Genomic DNA, 15,750 nt, shown 5'->3' on the forward strand with positions numbered 1-15,750 from the left:
CAATTATGACGAGAAGCACCCCGTCCGCATTGAGGGGGAAGCATCAGGTACCGACCGGACCGGGCCTGGGTATCACGCCGGACACGCTGTCGCTCGCCTCACCAAGCATGTCGTTTGGCTGAGGCCATTTGGTCGGGCGCGATCTTGCGTTCCTGTTCGGCCACCTCGCGCAGCCAATCCCGAAGAACACCGGCCGCGGAAGACAGTTCGCGGTTGTTGTTGGTCGTCAGGTAGTACGCGCCCGGTGCCGGGATCGTCAGCTCCGTGAGCCTGACAAGCTTCCCGTCGTCAATGAGATGGCGGACCAGCCGATCCCAGCCTACGGCGACACCTTGATCCGCCATGGCGGCCTGCACGGCGACGCTGAATTTGCTGAACCTCCGGCCACTGCTGAGCGCGTGGGGAATCCCGGCCCGCAACAGCACCTCTTCCCATCCTGCCCAGTCCGGATCGGCCCAATCCACATGCAGATGGGGTAATTCCGCCAGCTCTGCGGCGGTCACGCCCTCGTGTCTTGCCGCAAACCCCGGCCCGCAGACGGGATAAATCATATCGTCGAACAGCAATTCGGCCGTCTCGTCGAGCCATGCACCGTAACCGTAGCGTATCCGCAGTTCCACCTCAGCTCGCCGATAATCCTTGGCATTGTCGGAAATTAGATGATCGACCGCGATATCCGGGTATCGCCGCCAGAAATCCGGCATTCTCGGGATCAGCCACATGGTCGCGAAGGCGTCACTGCAGGCGATCGTTACATTGCGGGCTCGGTCGCCGCGTTTGATGGCGCGCACGACATCCGACGCCTTGGAAAAACCGCTCGCCAAGACACTGTACAGCTCTTCCCCTGCCGGGGTGAGCGCGACGCCCTTTGCGTTCCGCACGAACAGCGGCACGCCAACCTCTTCTTCGATCGCCTTTACTTGTCTGCTGATCGCGCCGGGCGTCACGTTCAATTCGCTTGCCGCCAGTTTGAAACTTAGATGGCGCGCTGACGCCTCGAAAACGGCAAGCGTAGTGAGTGACGGAAGGTCGTAGAACCTACGAACCATTTGGCCCAACTCCCGGATCTATAGGAACGCCGCACGCTAGCATAATAGTCAACTGCCGCGTGAGACTTTTGCATTTGGTTATTCCAGACGGCTCGGTCTTTAGTCTAGTCCGTGCGCGACGTCGAACCCTTTCCGCACAGCAGAAATATTGCAGGGAGAACAGCGCTATGAACGTGCAAGCCAACGCGGCCAGAAGGGGCGGGCGAGACGCCCGTCGTGTGCTTCGGACCACCCCGAAATTCCAGATGTTGCCGACGCTCAGCCGAGGGCTCCCCGACACGGCACCCATGAACGAGGAGCAGATCGAGCGGATTCACAACGCGTCGATGGACATCCTCGAGGAAGTGGGCGTCGTGTTCCGCGACCCGATCGCGCTGGAGGACTGGAAGCGCGCCGGCGCGGACGTCCGGGGCGAGCGCGTCCATCTCGACCGGGCGCTCGTCATGGACCTGATCAAGACGATCCCGCCGGAGATCAAATATTATGCCCGCAACCCCGAGAACAACGTCGAACTGGGAGGCAAGAAGTCGATCTTCGTGCCGATGACGGGCGCTCCCTATATGCGCGACCTCGACGATGTCCGGCGCGGCCCGACGATCGCCGACCTCGGCACCTTCCACAAGCTGGCGCATATGATGCCGGCGCTGCACTCATCAGCGCATCACATCGTCGAGCCGATGGACATCGTGGTGGCCCACCGCCATCTTCACATCACCTATTCATCGATGAAGCACTCGGACAAGATGTTCATGGGTATGACGACGTCGCCCAAGAACGCCGAGGACGTGCTCGACATGTGCGCCATCCTGTTCGGCGCGGACTTCCTCGAAACGCATGCCGTCGCCACCGGCAACTGCAACGGCAATTCTCCACTGGTCTGGGACCAGACCATGCTGGGAGCCATGCGGGCTTTCAATCGCCGAAACCAGCCGGTCCTCTGCTCTCCGTTCGTCCTCGGCGGCGCAAACACCCCCGCATCCACGGCCGCTGCCGTCGCCCAGCTCAACGCCGAAGCCCTTTCGGCGCTCGCCTATACGCAGGTCGTGCGCCGCGGATGCCCTGCGATCTATGGACACTATTTGTCGACCGTATCGATGCAGTCGGGTGCGCCGATGGCCGGAACGCCAGAGATTTCTCTCATGAATTTCATGATCGGCCAGATGGCCCGCCACTACAACGTTCCCTGGCGAACGTCGAACCTGCTTGGCGGTGCGAAAATATTCGACGCACAGTCGGGATATGAAAGTGCCATGACGATGATGGCCGTCCTGATGTCCGGGGCGAACTACATCTGGCATTCGGCCGGCTGGAACGAGGCCGGAATGCACTGCTCCATCGCAAAATTCATGGTGGACTCCGAAGTCTGTGCGATGGGCTACCGCATGGCCGAAGGCATCAAGTGGGACGACTTCGACGAGGCGCTCGCTGCGGTTCGCGATGTCGGCCCCGGCGGTCATTACCTCGGTCATCCGCATACCCAGGCGAACTTCGAGAAAGCGTTCTTCATCCCGAAGCTTTTCGACAACAACTCGATCGAACAATGGGTCGTCGACGGCTCCAAGGACATAAAGCAGCGCGCACTCGAGCAGGCCCGCTATCTCTTGTCCGAGTACCAGGAACCCAAACTCGATCAAGCTGTCGACGAGGAGCTTCGCGCCTACATCGATCGGCGGAGCCGCGAAATCCCCGCTGTCGACGCGCTGAATGAGGATCACTGACGCGTCGGCGGACCTTGCCGCGTTGTGACTGGTGAGGAGAGACATGACATATGAGGAATGGAAGGACGGAGTGGTCGCTCACTCGGCGGACGGAGCGGCCATTCCCTGTGAAGGCACCTCGACCGCGTGTGACGAAACGGCCGCGATCGCGATCCTTCTGTTCCCCGGCTTCTCGCTCCTAAGCCTTTCGTCCTTTCTCGCACCGTTCGAGAAGGCGAACGCCATCCTGGGCAGGCAGAGGTTCCGCTGGACATTTGCCAGCAGGTCAGGCGTTTCCGAAACCTGCAGCCTTGGACTGGCAATGCCCGCTCCGCTTCGCTTTTCGGAGGTCATGCCGAAAATACCGCTTTCCGACAGCACGAGGATGGTGGTTATGGTTGCTGACGGCGCCGTAGAGCCGGGCGTGCCGAGGGAATTGGCGGGGTCGATACGCCTTTGCATCCGGCAGAACATTCCGGTCGTCGCCATTGGTACGGCATCATGGCTTCTTGCCGAAATGGGGGCGCTGACGAATACCGAGTGCACGATCCACTGGGAGAGGATGGCGGCCTTTGCCGAAACTTTCACCGGGCCGCGGGTAACCGACGCCATCTACACAGGCGACGGCGGTATTTGGAGCTGTGCTGGCGAAACTTCGGCATTTGATCTCGCGATAGCCCTTCTCGAGCGGACCCTCGGCCCGCACCTGACGGCGGAGATCTGCAAGCGCAACGTTGCAGAAGGAGCCAGGGACCGGACGCATCGTCAGACCGGTTGGTCTCCGTGGAGCGCATATTGCACGAGCGACAGACTGCCCCAGGCGATCGGCTTGATGGAGAGACATCTCGAGGACCCGCTTTCACTCGAGGAAATAACCGATACGCTAATGATCTCGCGGCGGCAGTTGGAGCGCCTTTTCGATACCTATCTCGGTACCTCGCCCTACAAGTATTATGTCAAGCTGAGGCTGGATCGCGGCCGGCAGCTCGTCGAATCGACGAACAAGCCGATCGTCGAGGTCGCGGTGGCCTGCGGTTTTGTCTCGGCCACCCACTTCACCAAATGCTACCGCCTTCAGTTCGGGTGCAGCCCCACCCAAACGAGGCTCTCGCGTATGAACCGAATGCGCTCACCGAAGAAAGCACGGTACGCGGACTCCGTGTAAAAACGCAAGCGGCGGTTGGGTCAAGTCCGCGGGCAGTTGGTCCCGCGTGTCATGCAAATGCGCGTTCAGAGGCAGTCTCGCGACGGGTGCGCGAGGCTCGAGATTTTGCGCGATTTCGGAGGCAACAACTCAATCAGATCAGTGCATTAAAGTCACCTGGCGGTCTACTTTTTTGCGGCGTGGCGTTTGAAAAACCTGTGTTACGAATTTCACTAATCCTCGGGAGGACAAGCTTGACGCAGAGCGTGTAGACGCCGAGCGCTGCGCGGTTTCGGGGGTGAGCGTCAATCAAAAAGGGAACCGACATCATGAAGATCAAGACTATTGCTGCTTTGGGCGCATCATTGCTGGCGATGACCAGCGTTGCGTCCGCAGCCGATCAGGTGAAAGCCGCCTGGTCCGGCATTACGGAAGAACTCTTTCAGACCTTTATCGTGTCCGAGGGACTGAAAGAGCTCGGTTACGACGTGAGCGAGCCGACCCAGACCCAGGTTCAACTCGCGCATGTCGCCGTCGCCAATGGCGACCTGACATTCTATGCAGCTCATTGGGAGCCGTTGCACGAAGCCTATTGGAAAGAGGGCGGCGGCGACGAGAGGCTTGTTCGGCTCGGCAAGCTCACCTCCAACAGTCTCCAGGGCTACCTGATCGACAAAATGACGGCTGATGGTGAGGGCATCAAGTACCTTGAAGACTTGAAGGACCCGGAAAAGGCAAAGCTGTTCGACACCAATGGCAATGGCAAGGCCGACCTCTACGGCTGTGAGCCCGGCTGGGGCTGTGAGCGCGTCATCGAACATCAGCTCGATGCCTACGGGCTCCGGGATACGGTCGAACACCAGCAGGGTGGCTATTTCACCATCATTCCCGATGCGATCGAGCGGGTGATGGAAGGCAAGTCTGTGCTGTACTACACTTGGACGCCTCTCTGGGTGTCGGCCGTCCTGCAGCCGGGGAAGGACGTCACGTGGCTAAACGTCAAGGAAACGTCGCTTCCCGATGGCCAGGCCGGCAACACCACGGTCGAAGGACTTGGCAATCTTGGTTTCCCGGTCAATGACCAAATGGTCATCGCCAACACTGCCTTCGTGAACGCCAACCCGTCGGCCAAGAAGTTCTTCGAGCTGGTGAAAATTCCAGTCGAGGACATCAACGCCGAGAACAAGCAAGTGGCCGACGGCGAAAAATCCAACGAGCAGATCATGAAGCACGCCAAGGACTGGATTGCCGCCCACAAGGCCGACTGGGATAAGTGGATCGCGGAAGCCAAGGCCTCGAAGTAATCGCCTGGACGCTGTCGCGTCCGTGCGGCAGCGTCACGACCGCCTCGATCGGACTGTCGCGGAGGCAGACAGATGGCTTTTTTTGTTGCTGCCATCCATATGCCGTTCAGGGCAGGCTGAGCTTTGCCATGCGACCGCCATCGATTGTCCAGACCTGTCCAGTGACGAAGCCTGCTTCCGGCGAGGCGAGCCAGGCGACAAGCGCTGCGACCTCCTCCGGCTTGCCGGTGCGCCCGACCGGATGGATGCGGCCGATCCCGCGGCGGAAGGCCGCCGGGTCCGGCATGCTTTCGACGAAATCCACGTTGAGATCCGTGTCGATCCAGCCGGGTGCGACCGCATTGCAGCGGACACCCTCGGCCCCGTGATCGATTGCAACGGCGCGGGTCAACCCATGCAGGCCGGCCTTCGACGCGCAATAGGCCGCATGCTTCGGGTTCGATCCCAGCCCCTCGATGGAGCCGATATTGACGATGGCGCCATTTGACGCCCTCAGATGTGGCATCGCGGCCTTGATCAGCATGAAGGGCGTGGTGAGGTTGACGGCGATGGTCCGTTCCCAGTCGGCAAGCGACATGTCCTCGACCAGCGCTTCCTGCATCATGCCCGCATTGTTGACGAGCACATCAAGCCGCCCGCCCTTGGCCACCACAGCTTCGACGGTTTTTCCGGCCGAACCCGGATCAGCGAAATCCGCCGGAATGCCCTCGAATTCCACGTCCTCCCCGCGCTGGGCGGTGAACACGCGTGCGCCTTCGTCCCGGAGCCTCGAGGCGATCGCCCGGCCGATGCCGGAACGGCCACCCGTAACCAGCGCAACCTTGCCTTCGAACCGCATCAGGCCACCGCCTTTCCGCCATTGACCTCAACCAGCGAGCCGCACATGTAGCGCGCGGCATCGGAGGCAAGGAAGAGCACGACATCGGCGATATCTTCCGGCTCGGCGATGCGTCCGAGCGGCACGGTTCTGCCGAGTTCGGCCACCGCCGTATCCGGATCAAAGCCGCGCTTGATGAAGCCGGTGCGCAGCATAGGCGTATTGACCTCATTCGGGCAGACGGCATTGATGCGAATGTTCTGGTGCGCGTGGTCCATGCCCATGCACTGGGTCAGCGAGGCGATTGCTGCCTTGGTCATGCAATAGACTGCATGGTTCGGGCCGGGACGAAGGCCCCAGCATGAAGCGGTGTTGACGATTGCGCCGCCGCCGCGGGCGGCAAGCAGCGGGATGGCGGCGCGGCAGATCCGGAACGGCGCCTGGACGTTGACGCCCACCGACAGATCCCAATCGGCATCGGTGGTTTCGGTCACCTTGCCGCGGGTGATCACACCGGCATTGTTGATCACGATGTCGAGCCCGCCGAGCGCGTCGAGAGCCGCCTGAGGCAAGCCGTCGGCATAGGATGCTTCCAGCAGGTTGCCGGGCAAATGGGCATCAGCCTCAACGCCCGACACGTCGCGGTCGGCAACGGCCACCCGGGCTCCCTCGGCCCGAAGCTGCTTCACGATCGTACCGCCGATGCCACCGGCAGCCCCGGTTACAAGAGCGAGCTTTCCCGAAAATTTCATCTTACACTCCATTCGTTCAGAAGCTTGCGACCGGGTTGCCGAAGATCTCCGCATCGGGTGTGACGCCGAGACCCGGGCCCTTCGGAAGTGCAATGTGACCGCCTTCGATACGGATACCGTTCCTGCTGTCGTAATTACCCTCGATATACGGAGCCGCGATCCACACGCCCTCGCAGAGCTTGGGGTCAATGGTCGCACCGGCCTGCACGCAGGCGGCGGCGAGAATATCGCCACCCCAGGCGTCGTCGCAGGTATGCGGCAGCCTGCGGGCAGCGCAGATGTCGCGGAAGGTCGCGAAGTTGTGCAGACCGCCAATGCGCGTCACCTTCATGCCGAAGCCGTCGACGAGGCCGGTGCCGACCGCTGTAATCACCGTGCTCAGGTTGACGCCATTTTCGTCCATGTAGATGCCGTGGTGCACCTGCGGCCGGATATTCTGGAGGTCTTCAAGCGTGTTGCACGGCTGCTCCATGACGAACGGAACATCCGGGCATTCACGGCTTACGCGGAGCGCGTCGCGCGTGGTCCAGCCGCGATTGGCATCGACGGCGAGGCGCATGCCTGATCCCTTGATAACTTCCCACACCTTGCGGACGACTTCGATATCGACCTCGACCGGACGACCGCCCAGCTTAACCTGCAGCCGCGGATAGCCTTCTTCCATCTTTTCGCGGGCAATGCGGGCAATGTCATCGGGAGCGCCGACACCGGTCGCGTAGTAGGACGGCACCTTGTCGTTTGCCGCACCACCCAGCAGTTGGGCGACGCTCAAACCCAGCTTCCTGCCGATAAGATCGTGAGCGGCGATATCGATAGCTGCCTTGGCGTAATTGTGCCCGTTCAGCAGGCTGTCCATCTTGCGCTGAAGAGAGAGCGGCCACACTTCCGAGCCTACGAGCCCCGGAGCCATTTCCGTGAGCGCGGCGAGTGCACCATGGGCATGGGATTCGGCATAGGTCGGGCCAACAGGGCAGGTCTCACCCCATCCTTCCGTTCCATCTTCGCCCACGAGACGAACCAGTGTCGTCTTCAACGACCAGACCTTTGCATTCGCCATCATATAGGGGCCGTTCTTCACGGGCAGGTCGTGACTATAGATATGGATTTCCTTGATCTTCACGTGTCAGGCTCCCAGGGACCTAGAGTTGGTGGAGAGAATTCAGGCGATACCTTCGGCCGCAAGCGCTGCTTTCGCCGCTCGAAGGGCCGCAGCCGTTGCCCGATCCCGCCCGTGCAGGCGCGCTGTCTGCGTCATGCCTTCGTGAAGAAGGAAAAGTGTCTCGGCGAGTTGCTCGACATCCCTGTCGGGAGCGATGGCGCGGAGGCGTATCCGAAACTCATCGGCCAGCCGAGCCTTGTGATCCGTGACGATCTCGCGGATTGCGATGCTGTCGGGATGCTCCGCCAAGGCATTCAGAAAGAGACAACCGGTGTTGGCCACTTCACTCAACCAGTCGCCGAGACGGATGATCGGATAAAGGACGTGATCGATGCCGTTCTCTGGTCCACCCGCAAGCCAATCGAAATAGGCCTTGTCACGGTGCTCCAGCGCTCCCACCACCATGGCTTCGCGGCTTGGAAAATGCTTGTAGAGCGTCCTCAAGGACACGTCGGCTCCCGCCCGCAGCGCTTCCACGCCTTGCTCGGCAAAACCCTGTTCGGCAAACTGCCGGTCGAGGTCACTCGCGATCTTCTGTTTTGTCGTGTTCATGCCGCCGATGGTAGAATGAACGCTCTACCTTGCCGGATATAGAAACGACTGTGGTTGGTAGGAAAAACGACTCCAGCATTCGGGTCGGGTTTTATTCAGCGACTGAACGTTTCGCTGCCAACAGCGAGCGCCGACGCATGTTCGTACGCTCGGCAAATGGCTGACCATTGGCCATCGGGTCTGGTTCGCGGAGATTTGCGGCATTGGGTCAACCGATGCAGCGCGACCAGACACTGAATATCGGTCGGCTTCCTCCTGCAAGATGCCTTTCGTTTGGGGTCCTCGCCATGGCTCCTAGAGCGTTCCGAACTGGACCTGCAGCTTGCCGGAACGCCGCTTGCGATAGAGATCGGCAATGGCCCCCGGCAGCTTGTCAAAGCCTTCGACGAGGTTCGTGATCGGCTTCAGCCTGCCGGTGAACATCAACCGAGACAGGTCGTCCTCGGCTCTCATCCGCTCATGGTAAAAGTCGATGACCATCCACGCTTCGGCCTTGATGTTTCGCTGGCGCAGTTTCTGCTCCACCTCGTCCGTTATGCCCATCATGTGCCGTATCGAAGGGGCAGGTCCACCAGTTCCTGAACCTTCGCCATAAAGCGCAGAGGCCGAGCCGTACGAGAACATGCGGCCGTTCGGCTTCACCAGCTTCAGAGCAGCTTCCGACACGCGGCCGCCCACGCCGTCCGAGAAGAAGTCGATACCCTGCGGAAAGCGGGCTTGCAGTTCGGCATCGAGGTCGTCAGCCTTGTAGTCGACGCAGCCGTCGATCCCGAGCGTGTCGACCACCCAACGGCATCGCTCTTCTCCGCCGGCAAAGCCCATGACCCGGGCGCCCGCGATCTTCGCCAGTTGCGCCGCCATCGACCCGACCGAACCGCTGGTTCCGGCGACCGCAACATGATCGGACGGCATCAGCGGGCCGCACTCGCGCAAGCCGAAGTAGGCCGTCAAGCCGGACGTGCTTAGCACGTCCATCAGGACGGACGGCGACCACATCCGGACGAGCGCTGGCCTGAAGACATAGAGAAAGGGCGAGTTGGTGCCGTTCGTCGCCTTCACGAGTTCGTTGACCGGAGGATAGCCGATGGCGGCATCATCGCTCGAGACCAACTGATACTCCTGCCAACCGGCCTGGCAGTGGATCACGTCGCCCTCCTGGAAGGCCGGATCGCGCGACTTCACGACAACGCCACAGGCGAAGTTGGTCGGATCGGTGGCGCCGACCTTCGTGCCACCCGCGACCATGCGCTTGCGCGTGGCAGAGTGGATGTTGACGAGGAGGACACGCACAAGGGCTTGTCCCGGCCCGGGATCGGGAAGCGGCACCTCGCGCAGTTGGAAGTGATCCGGTTCAAGCGGACCTTCCAAAGGCTTTGAGAGCACCCATTGGCGAAACATCTGGTCCAAGGCGGAATTCCTCTTTGACTTCATCCATCGCTGTGCCCGGCGGAAGGTTACGGGAGCAGTCGGCCTCTCCCACGGTGCGTTGCGGGCACAGTAGAGGGTGCGCTATCTTGCGTCGATTGAATAATATGGATGTACGTTATGCGGCAGCCGGATTTTCGCGGCATCGACCTCAATCTTCTCGTCGTGCTGCGCGCGCTTCTCGAAACGCGCAGTGTCACTCACACCGCGAAGCAGTTGAACATGAGCCAGCCTGCTGTGAGCCGTGCGTTGTCGAAACTGCGCACGCTCCTGGGGGACAAGCTCTTGCTGAAGTCCAAAGGCGGAATGACGCCGACGTCTCGCGCCGAAAGCTTGTCAGTCCCGCTTGCGAGTCTTCTGAACCAGCTGACCAGTTTCGTGACGCCGGCCGTGTTCGACCCGGGCACAACGCATCGCCTGTTCCGGATCGCGATGACCGACCAAGCGGCGATCATCATGCTCCCGGGCTTGATGCAGGCATTCGCGCGAGAGGCGCCTTTCGCAAGCGTTGAGATCGTGCCGTTCTCGACCGATACATTTAGCCAGCTCGAGAACGGGCCCCTCGACCTCGTTCTCTATAGTGATCGTCCGGTGCCGGACGGACTGATGACGCGCACGCTTTATAATGAGACCCTCACCTGCCTGCTGCGCGCCGACCATCCGGTGCTGGAGACGTGTGAGCGCGACGCCCAGGGAGGTTTGAGCCTGGACGAGTTCACGACCTATCCGCACGCCCACGTCGGCATTCCCGGCCAGCCACGGAGCCACGTCGATGAGGTCCTCGCGCAGCTTGGGCGGCAACGGCGTATTGCGCTCAAGCTACCCTATTTCGCGACGGCGGCCTTCGTTTGCGCGGCATCCGATCTGATCGCGGTCCTGCCGAGCCGCGTCGCCTCCACTCTTGCAGCGGGCAGAAGTCTGACCCTTGTCGAGGCGCCGCTGGAGTTGCGCGCGTTCGGCTATCGGATGGTGTGGCACAAACGCAGTCACGACGACACCGGCGCTGTCTGGTTGCGAGATCTTCTTGCGTCAAGCGTGCGTGATGGTTCTCGACGGCAGGGCGATCGCCGAGATCGACGGCGTCCAGCATGAGCTCGGGCCCAATGACACGACCTGGATCCCGGCGAACGTGCCGCACCGCTTCATCAACGCCTCGGCGAGCGAGCCGATGCGCATCTTCTGGATCTACGCCTCGATCGATGCGACCCGGACGATGATCGCGACCGGCGAGGAGCGGGCGATCGACGCCGAACATGACCATCAGCAAGGCGCGGGAGGGGTATGTGATCATCGAGGTTGCAGAAATCACCGTCAAGCAGGGTCGGAGAAGGTCTTCGAGGATGGCGTCCGTCAGGCCGCCCCGCTCTTCCTCAGAGCCAAGGGCTGTTATGGACTGTCGCTGCACCAAGTTGTCGAGACGCCGCTGGTCTACCGCCTAGTCGTCAAGTGGGAAACGCTCGACAATCACTTGGTCGATTTCCGCAACTCGGACGATTTCCAGGCGTGGCGGCGGCTCGTCGGCTCCTGCTTCAACGGCGCGCCAATCGTCACGCACTCCGAGGCGGTGGCGTCCTATGGCTGATGGCGACGCCCCGCTCGCAGCTTGCCGTTCACAAAGTGCCCGCCCACCGACTGTTGTGTGCCCAAAGCTGGCATCCCGTAGCGTGAAACGTCGCTGTGGCACTCAGGGTATCTTTTCGCCCTCTACCCGAACCAACCCCAGTCACGCCGCCTTGCTGTGCGTGCGCCCCGATTGCTCGATATAGGCGTCGAAGGCGGCGGCGGCGGCACGGATGAGGAAGCGTCCTCCCTCGCGAAGCCGTATGACGCCGTCGGCATTGTCGAGGATGCCGTCGTCTTCGAGCATTGCGAGCTTGGCGTTGTCGCGGAGCAGGATTTGCGGATCGAAGCCGTGGGCGGTGGCGAGCGCTGGGACATCGACGCCGAAGTCGCACATCAGCCGCTCGATGATGCTTGCCCTGAGCCGATCCTCGTCCGTCAGCCGGTAGCCCTTCACCGTGGCGAGCCGCCCCGAGGCTATCTGCTGGGCGTAGAGCCCGGGCGGCACTTCGTTCTGCACATAGCCGTCCTTCATCCGACCGATTGACGAGGCGCCGAGACCGATGAGCGTTTCGCAGGCGTCCGTGGTGTAGCCCTGGAAGTTGCGATGCAATCGACCGTTCGCCTCGGCGATCGCCAGGCTGTCGTCCGGGCGGGCGAAATGATCGAGGCCGATGCGGCGGTAGCCGGCGGCGACGAGGGTCGCGGCGATCGCCTCGGCCTGGGCGACGCGACCTTCGGCATCGGCAAGCGCCTTCTCGTCGATCAGCTTCTGATGCTTCTTGAAGGTCGGGATATGGGCATAGCCGAAGACGGCGAAACGCTCGGGTCCCATGCGGATGGCGGCTTCTGCCGTCGCGATGCAGGACGCGACCGTCTGGTGCGGCAGGCCGTAGATCAAATCGAAATTGATGCTGTCGACGCCGGCCGCACGCAGCCGCGTGACCGCGTTCATGGTCTGCTCCTCGCTCTGGATGCGGTTGATCGCCATCTGTACGACCGGGTCGAAACTCTGGACGCCGAGGCTCGCCCGGCGGACGCCGGCTTCGCCGAGAGCCTTTGCCATTTCCGGTTCCAGGGTGCGCGGATCGATTTCGACCGCAATCTCAGCAGTATGCGCAAAATCGAAATGCTCGCGCAGCAGACCTATCAGCGCCAAGAACTCCTCCGGCTGCATGATTGTCGGGGTTCCCCCGCCGAAATGGACGTGGTCGATGGTGAGCGGCGCTTGCGTTTTTGCCGAGACGAGGCGGACCTCCTCACGCAGCATGTCGAGATAGTCGAGGATCGGCTGGTCGCGCTGCGTGATCGTCGTATGGCAGCCGCAGTACCAGCACATGGAACGACAGAAGGGAATATGCAGGTAGAGCGAAGCCGGCTGCTGCGGCGAGGCGGCAGCAAGCCAGTCGCCATAGGTGCCGACGTCGACGGCTGGCGAAAAGCGCGGCGCGGTCGGATAGCTCGTATAGCGGGGCAGGCGTGCTTCGCCATATTTTGCGACAAGAGCCGGTTGCATGAGAATATCCTTCTGGTGCGGAAACAGTCAGGCCGCATCCTAGAGAGGCGCCGGGTCGTTCTCTTTGAGCAATGTCAAGGAATGCGACAAAGACCGTTCTCGCAATTGTTTGCTCACGGTCAAATTGCGAAACCCGCCTTGGGGATAGGGTCGCTCAAGTTCCGATCCGGTTCCAGCCGCCGCCGCATCGGAGCGCATGAGGGGCGGCCAGAGAGTGATCAAAAGACCATGACGGAAACACAGGCCAAGCCCTCCATCGACGTCCGTACCGTTCCGCCGCGCGAGCGCCACCCCAGAATCTTCGGCATGCTCGGCGCCCTTGTGCCCGGCGGCTCGATGCTGATTACCAGCGACCACGATCCGCGCCCGCTGCATTATCAGCTGGAGACGAATTTCCCGGGACAGTTCGGTTGGGATTATCTGGAGGCGGGCCCGGAAGTCTGGCGGGTCGAGATCGCCCGGCTTGAGGACGGCTCTGGCTGCGAGTGCTGCTGCGGGTCCGATCATTGATCCGTTTTTCCCGGAACTGACCGCTCGCGAGCATGGTGATATGAGATGCCAGGCGCAACGCTTTCCCCATGGACGATGTCCTATTTCTCCGCCGCCTGCCTCTTCCTGGTGATCGGCCAGGGCATGATGGCGGCCGGCTACGGCTATCCCGCTGCGGATGTCCACGCCCCCGTCACTCTGGCCGTGGTGCACATTCTCGCCATCGGTTGGCTTGGCCTGCTGATGGTAGGGGCGTTGCTGCAGTTCGTGCCGGTGCTCGTTGCCGCTCCGCTTCGCGGGCGGCGGCTTGCACTGCCGGCGCTGGGTTTTCTCATTCTCGGACTTCTTCTGCTCGTCGGTGGTTTCGCGGCTCTTGCCGGCGTCGAAGGAATGTCACCCGGCTTGCTGCCGTTCGGGGGCCTGCTGCTGGTGACCGGCTTCGGTCTGGTCACCATCATGATCGCAGCCACACTCTTTGCGGCACGTCCGCTGCCGCTTCCCGCCCGCTTCATCGCGGTGGGTCTCGGCGCGCTGGTCGCAACGATCCTTGTCGGCGCCATCTTCACTCTCGTTCTATCGGGCGCGGTTACCCATGATGCGGCGATTGCGCTTGTTCTCGATGCGGTGCCGCTTCATGCGGCGCTAGGCCTGGCGGGATGGCTGAGCTTCACCGCGATCGGCGTCAGCTACCGTCTGCTGCCGATGTTCATGCTTGCACCCGATGAACCGCGGGCAACCAGCAGGGCCGTCTGGTGGACCGGTGCCGCGGCGTTGGCGCTCGTGATTGCTTGTGTGACAGCAATTGCCCTGGGTGGCGCGGCCGTGAAATGGGCCCTTGCGCTCGCGGCACTTTTCGCCGTCTTCGCCGTCGTTCTTTATTCCACCGATCTCGTGCTCCTGTTTCGCGCGCGCCGCCGCAAGAGCGTGGAGCTCAACATCCGCGCCAGCTACGCGGCCTTCGCTGCGCTTTTCTTCGCCGCCGTGCTGTTCGCCCTTCCCACCACGCGATCGGCGGCCGGCGAAGGCGCCGCGGCGATCGTCTATCTCTTCGTCTTTGGCTGGCTGACCGGCCTCGGCCTCGCGCAGCTCTACAAGATCGTCCCGTTTCTGACTTGGCTCGAATATTACGGTCCCGTGCTCGGCCGGGCCGCGGTGCCGCGCGTGCAGGACCTCGTCGAGGAAAAGCGGGCAGGCGTGTGGCTTTGCCTCTATTATGGCGCCGTCGCCGCGGCGACGCTCTCGCTCTTTACCGACAGCCCGGCGGTGTTTCGGATCGCCCTTGTGGCGCAGTTCGGCGCGACGGTCGGCCTGATCGTGGAACTCGTCCGCGCTCGTGCGCTTTCCATGGTCGCCCCGCCGATGCGCTATCCAGCCGGAGCGCCTAGCTCCATTTCTTTCTTCCGATCTCTCGATCACAGGAGCAATCAATGACCCCCGCGTCCGAAACCCTAACGCCCCAGACCCTCGTGCCAAGGGAACTCGACGTCCGGCCGATATTGCGGAGCGGCGGCGAACCGTTCCGGGCGATCATGGAGGCGGTGAACGGGCTGAAGCCCGGACAGGCCTTCCGGCTCTTCGCGCCCTTCCGCCCGCAGCCCTTGTTCAAGGTGATGGAGGGCCGCGGCTTCGCCCACGAGGCGCAGGAGATCGAAGGCGGCGACTGGGAAGTTCTGTTCACACCGAGGCAGACAGGTGCTCCGGTCGAGGCCTCCGCCGACGCCGATGATCTCAGCGTGTGGTCCGACCCGGTCGAGCATCTCGACCTGACCGAACTCGATCCGCCGGAACCGATGGTCCGGATTCTCGCGGCCGCCGAGCGGCTGCGGCCGGGAGACGTCCTGTTCGCGCTGCTTTCGCGCGAACCGATCTTCCTCTTTCCCGAGCTCGCCAAGCGCGGGCATCAATGGGCCGGCAATTTCGACGAGACGCGCACCACCTTCCGCATGTTCGTCCGCGTCGGAACGCCGAAGGCGTGAGACGATGAGCGAAGCGACGAACGAAGCCGTCCGGGATGCCATTCGCGACGCCCTGCGCACGATCATCGATCCGGAGATCGGCCAGAACATCGTCGATCTCGGGCTGATCTACGAGGTTGCCGTCGACGACTGCGGGATCGCCCAGGTGACGATGACGACCACGACAAAGGGCTGCCCCGCCAGCGAATATCTGAAGGAGGCCGTTCGCAATTGCGTCTGGTATGTGCCGGGCGTGGAATATGCCGAAGTTCGGCTTACGTATGAGCCGGCCTGGACGCCGGAGATGATGAGCGCCTGAGACGACTGCCGC

15 protein-coding genes and 2 pseudogenes are annotated in these 15,750 nt (G+C 62.1%); 10 read left to right on the forward strand and 7 right to left on the reverse strand.

Annotated features, from left to right (window positions below; translation table 11 throughout):
• Positions 1 to 98 precede the first annotated feature (98 nt).
• On the reverse strand, positions 99 to 1,049 hold the full coding sequence (locus RHIBR816_RS0112825) for a LysR substrate-binding domain-containing protein (protein ID WP_018236952.1): 951 nt from the start codon (positions 1,047 to 1,049) through the stop codon (positions 99 to 101).
• Positions 1,050 to 1,216: 167 nt separating this feature from the next.
• On the opposite strand from RHIBR816_RS0112825, the gene RHIBR816_RS0112830 reads away from it, so the two are divergent.
• The 3 genes from RHIBR816_RS0112830 (at position 1,217) to proX (ending at position 5,194) form a co-directional block, all read left to right on the forward strand.
• Positions 1,217 to 2,767, forward strand: a complete 1,551-nt coding sequence (locus RHIBR816_RS0112830) for a trimethylamine methyltransferase family protein (RefSeq protein ID WP_026186928.1) — start codon at positions 1,217 to 1,219, stop codon at positions 2,765 to 2,767.
• 43 nt (positions 2,768 to 2,810) lie between these two features.
• Positions 2,811 to 3,911, forward strand: a complete 1,101-nt coding sequence (locus RHIBR816_RS0112835) for a GlxA family transcriptional regulator (RefSeq protein ID WP_018236954.1) — start codon at positions 2,811 to 2,813, stop codon at positions 3,909 to 3,911.
• Between the two features lie 308 nt (positions 3,912 to 4,219).
• The gene (proX, locus tag RHIBR816_RS0112840; RefSeq protein ID WP_018236955.1) at positions 4,220 to 5,194 is read left to right on the forward strand and encodes a glycine betaine/L-proline ABC transporter substrate-binding protein ProX; all 975 of its coding nucleotides are present in this window, start codon (positions 4,220 to 4,222) and stop codon (positions 5,192 to 5,194) included.
• Between the two features lie 106 nt (positions 5,195 to 5,300).
• On the opposite strand, the gene RHIBR816_RS0112845 is transcribed toward proX, so the two are convergent.
• From RHIBR816_RS0112845 to RHIBR816_RS0112865, 5 genes are all read right to left on the reverse strand, one after another.
• Entirely contained in the window at positions 5,301 to 6,032 is a 732-nt protein-coding gene (locus RHIBR816_RS0112845; RefSeq protein WP_018236956.1) for an SDR family NAD(P)-dependent oxidoreductase, read from the reverse strand.
• Positions 6,032 to 6,763 (reverse strand): SDR family NAD(P)-dependent oxidoreductase, encoded by a 732-nt coding sequence (locus RHIBR816_RS0112850; RefSeq protein ID WP_018236957.1) that lies wholly within the window; start codon positions 6,761 to 6,763, stop codon positions 6,032 to 6,034. The genes RHIBR816_RS0112845 and RHIBR816_RS0112850 overlap by 1 nt, the downstream gene beginning before the upstream one ends.
• Before the next feature lie 16 nt (positions 6,764 to 6,779).
• A complete protein-coding gene (locus RHIBR816_RS0112855; protein WP_018236958.1) occupies positions 6,780 to 7,883 on the reverse strand; it encodes a mandelate racemase/muconate lactonizing enzyme family protein in 1,104 nt (367 codons plus the stop codon).
• Between the two features lie 39 nt (positions 7,884 to 7,922).
• Positions 7,923 to 8,474, reverse strand: coding sequence for a TetR/AcrR family transcriptional regulator (locus RHIBR816_RS34065; RefSeq protein ID WP_018236959.1), 552 nt, complete (start codon positions 8,472 to 8,474; stop codon positions 7,923 to 7,925).
• Between the two features lie 294 nt (positions 8,475 to 8,768).
• Positions 8,769 to 9,872 carry an NADP-dependent oxidoreductase gene (locus tag RHIBR816_RS0112865; RefSeq protein ID WP_245262718.1) on the reverse strand — a complete coding sequence of 368 codons (1,104 nt, stop codon included), beginning with the start codon at positions 9,870 to 9,872 and terminating at the stop codon, positions 8,769 to 8,771.
• Positions 9,873 to 10,019: 147 nt separating this feature from the next.
• On the opposite strand from RHIBR816_RS0112865, the gene RHIBR816_RS0112870 reads away from it, so the two are divergent.
• The 3 genes and pseudogenes from RHIBR816_RS0112870 to RHIBR816_RS34075 all read left to right on the forward strand — a co-directional run.
• Positions 10,020 to 10,991, forward strand: a complete 972-nt coding sequence (locus RHIBR816_RS0112870) for a LysR family transcriptional regulator (RefSeq protein WP_026186931.1) — start codon at positions 10,020 to 10,022, stop codon at positions 10,989 to 10,991.
• Positions 10,939 to 11,178: pseudogene (locus RHIBR816_RS34070) on the forward strand (cupin domain-containing protein); the annotation flags it as partial. The gene RHIBR816_RS0112870 and the pseudogene RHIBR816_RS34070, both read left to right, overlap by 53 nt.
• Positions 11,179 to 11,274: 96 nt before the next feature.
• Positions 11,275 to 11,481 (forward strand): annotated as a pseudogene (locus RHIBR816_RS34075) (antibiotic biosynthesis monooxygenase); the annotation flags it as partial.
• 141 nt (positions 11,482 to 11,622) lie between these two features.
• Here the strand turns inward: RHIBR816_RS34075 and hemN are convergent.
• Positions 11,623 to 12,975, reverse strand: a complete 1,353-nt coding sequence (gene hemN / locus RHIBR816_RS0112885) for an oxygen-independent coproporphyrinogen III oxidase (protein WP_018236962.1) — start codon at positions 12,973 to 12,975, stop codon at positions 11,623 to 11,625.
• A gap of 228 nt (positions 12,976 to 13,203) precedes the next feature.
• On the opposite strand from hemN, the gene RHIBR816_RS0112890 reads away from it, so the two are divergent.
• Genes RHIBR816_RS0112890 through RHIBR816_RS0112905 form a run of 4 tightly spaced genes read left to right on the forward strand, consistent with a single transcriptional unit; the run spans position 13,204 to position 15,738 of the window.
• Positions 13,204 to 13,485: a DUF2249 domain-containing protein gene (locus RHIBR816_RS0112890; protein ID WP_018236963.1), complete on the forward strand. Its 282-nt coding sequence runs from the start codon at positions 13,204 to 13,206 to the stop codon at positions 13,483 to 13,485.
• Positions 13,486 to 13,530: 45 nt separating this feature from the next.
• On the forward strand, positions 13,531 to 14,895 hold the full coding sequence (locus RHIBR816_RS0112895; RefSeq protein WP_026186932.1) for a hypothetical protein: 1,365 nt from the start codon (positions 13,531 to 13,533) through the stop codon (positions 14,893 to 14,895).
• The gene (locus RHIBR816_RS0112900; protein ID WP_018236964.1) at positions 14,892 to 15,440 is read left to right on the forward strand and encodes a DUF2249 domain-containing protein; all 549 of its coding nucleotides are present in this window, start codon (positions 14,892 to 14,894) and stop codon (positions 15,438 to 15,440) included. Before RHIBR816_RS0112895 ends, RHIBR816_RS0112900 begins: the two co-directional genes overlap by 4 nt.
• Before the next feature lie 4 nt (positions 15,441 to 15,444).
• Positions 15,445 to 15,738: a metal-sulfur cluster assembly factor gene (locus tag RHIBR816_RS0112905; RefSeq protein WP_018236965.1), complete on the forward strand. Its 294-nt coding sequence runs from the start codon at positions 15,445 to 15,447 to the stop codon at positions 15,736 to 15,738.
• Positions 15,739 to 15,750 lie beyond the last annotated feature (12 nt).

The organism is Ensifer sp. BR816, from assembly GCF_000378985.1.
Taxonomy (GTDB): domain Bacteria; phylum Pseudomonadota; class Alphaproteobacteria; order Rhizobiales; family Rhizobiaceae; genus Sinorhizobium.

Bases quoted from the DNA above. Each gene is read 5' to 3' on its own strand.
- RHIBR816_RS0112825 (WP_018236952.1), bottom strand. From the start codon at position 1,049: ATGGTTCGTAGGTTCTACGACCTTCCGTCACTCACTACGCTTGCCGTT.
- RHIBR816_RS0112830 (WP_026186928.1), top strand. From the start codon at position 1,217: ATGAACGTGCAAGCCAACGCGGCCAGAAGGGGCGGGCGAGACGCCCGT.
- RHIBR816_RS0112835 (WP_018236954.1), top strand. From the start codon at position 2,811: ATGACATATGAGGAATGGAAGGACGGAGTGGTCGCTCACTCGGCGGAC.
- proX (WP_018236955.1), top strand. From the start codon at position 4,220: ATGAAGATCAAGACTATTGCTGCTTTGGGCGCATCATTGCTGGCGATG.
- RHIBR816_RS0112845 (WP_018236956.1), bottom strand. From the start codon at position 6,032: ATGCGGTTCGAAGGCAAGGTTGCGCTGGTTACGGGTGGCCGTTCCGGC.
- RHIBR816_RS0112850 (WP_018236957.1), bottom strand. From the start codon at position 6,763: ATGAAATTTTCGGGAAAGCTCGCTCTTGTAACCGGGGCTGCCGGTGGC.
- RHIBR816_RS34065 (WP_018236959.1), bottom strand. From the start codon at position 8,474: ATGAACACGACAAAACAGAAGATCGCGAGTGACCTCGACCGGCAGTTT.
- RHIBR816_RS0112865 (WP_245262718.1), bottom strand. From the start codon at position 9,872: ATGTTTCGCCAATGGGTGCTCTCAAAGCCTTTGGAAGGTCCGCTTGAA.
- RHIBR816_RS0112870 (WP_026186931.1), top strand. From the start codon at position 10,020: ATGCGGCAGCCGGATTTTCGCGGCATCGACCTCAATCTTCTCGTCGTG.
- hemN (WP_018236962.1), bottom strand. From the start codon at position 12,975: ATGCAACCGGCTCTTGTCGCAAAATATGGCGAAGCACGCCTGCCCCGC.
- RHIBR816_RS0112890 (WP_018236963.1), top strand. From the start codon at position 13,204: ATGACGGAAACACAGGCCAAGCCCTCCATCGACGTCCGTACCGTTCCG.
- RHIBR816_RS0112895 (WP_026186932.1), top strand. From the start codon at position 13,531: ATGCCAGGCGCAACGCTTTCCCCATGGACGATGTCCTATTTCTCCGCC.
- RHIBR816_RS0112900 (WP_018236964.1), top strand. From the start codon at position 14,892: ATGACCCCCGCGTCCGAAACCCTAACGCCCCAGACCCTCGTGCCAAGG.
- RHIBR816_RS0112905 (WP_018236965.1), top strand. From the start codon at position 15,445: ATGAGCGAAGCGACGAACGAAGCCGTCCGGGATGCCATTCGCGACGCC.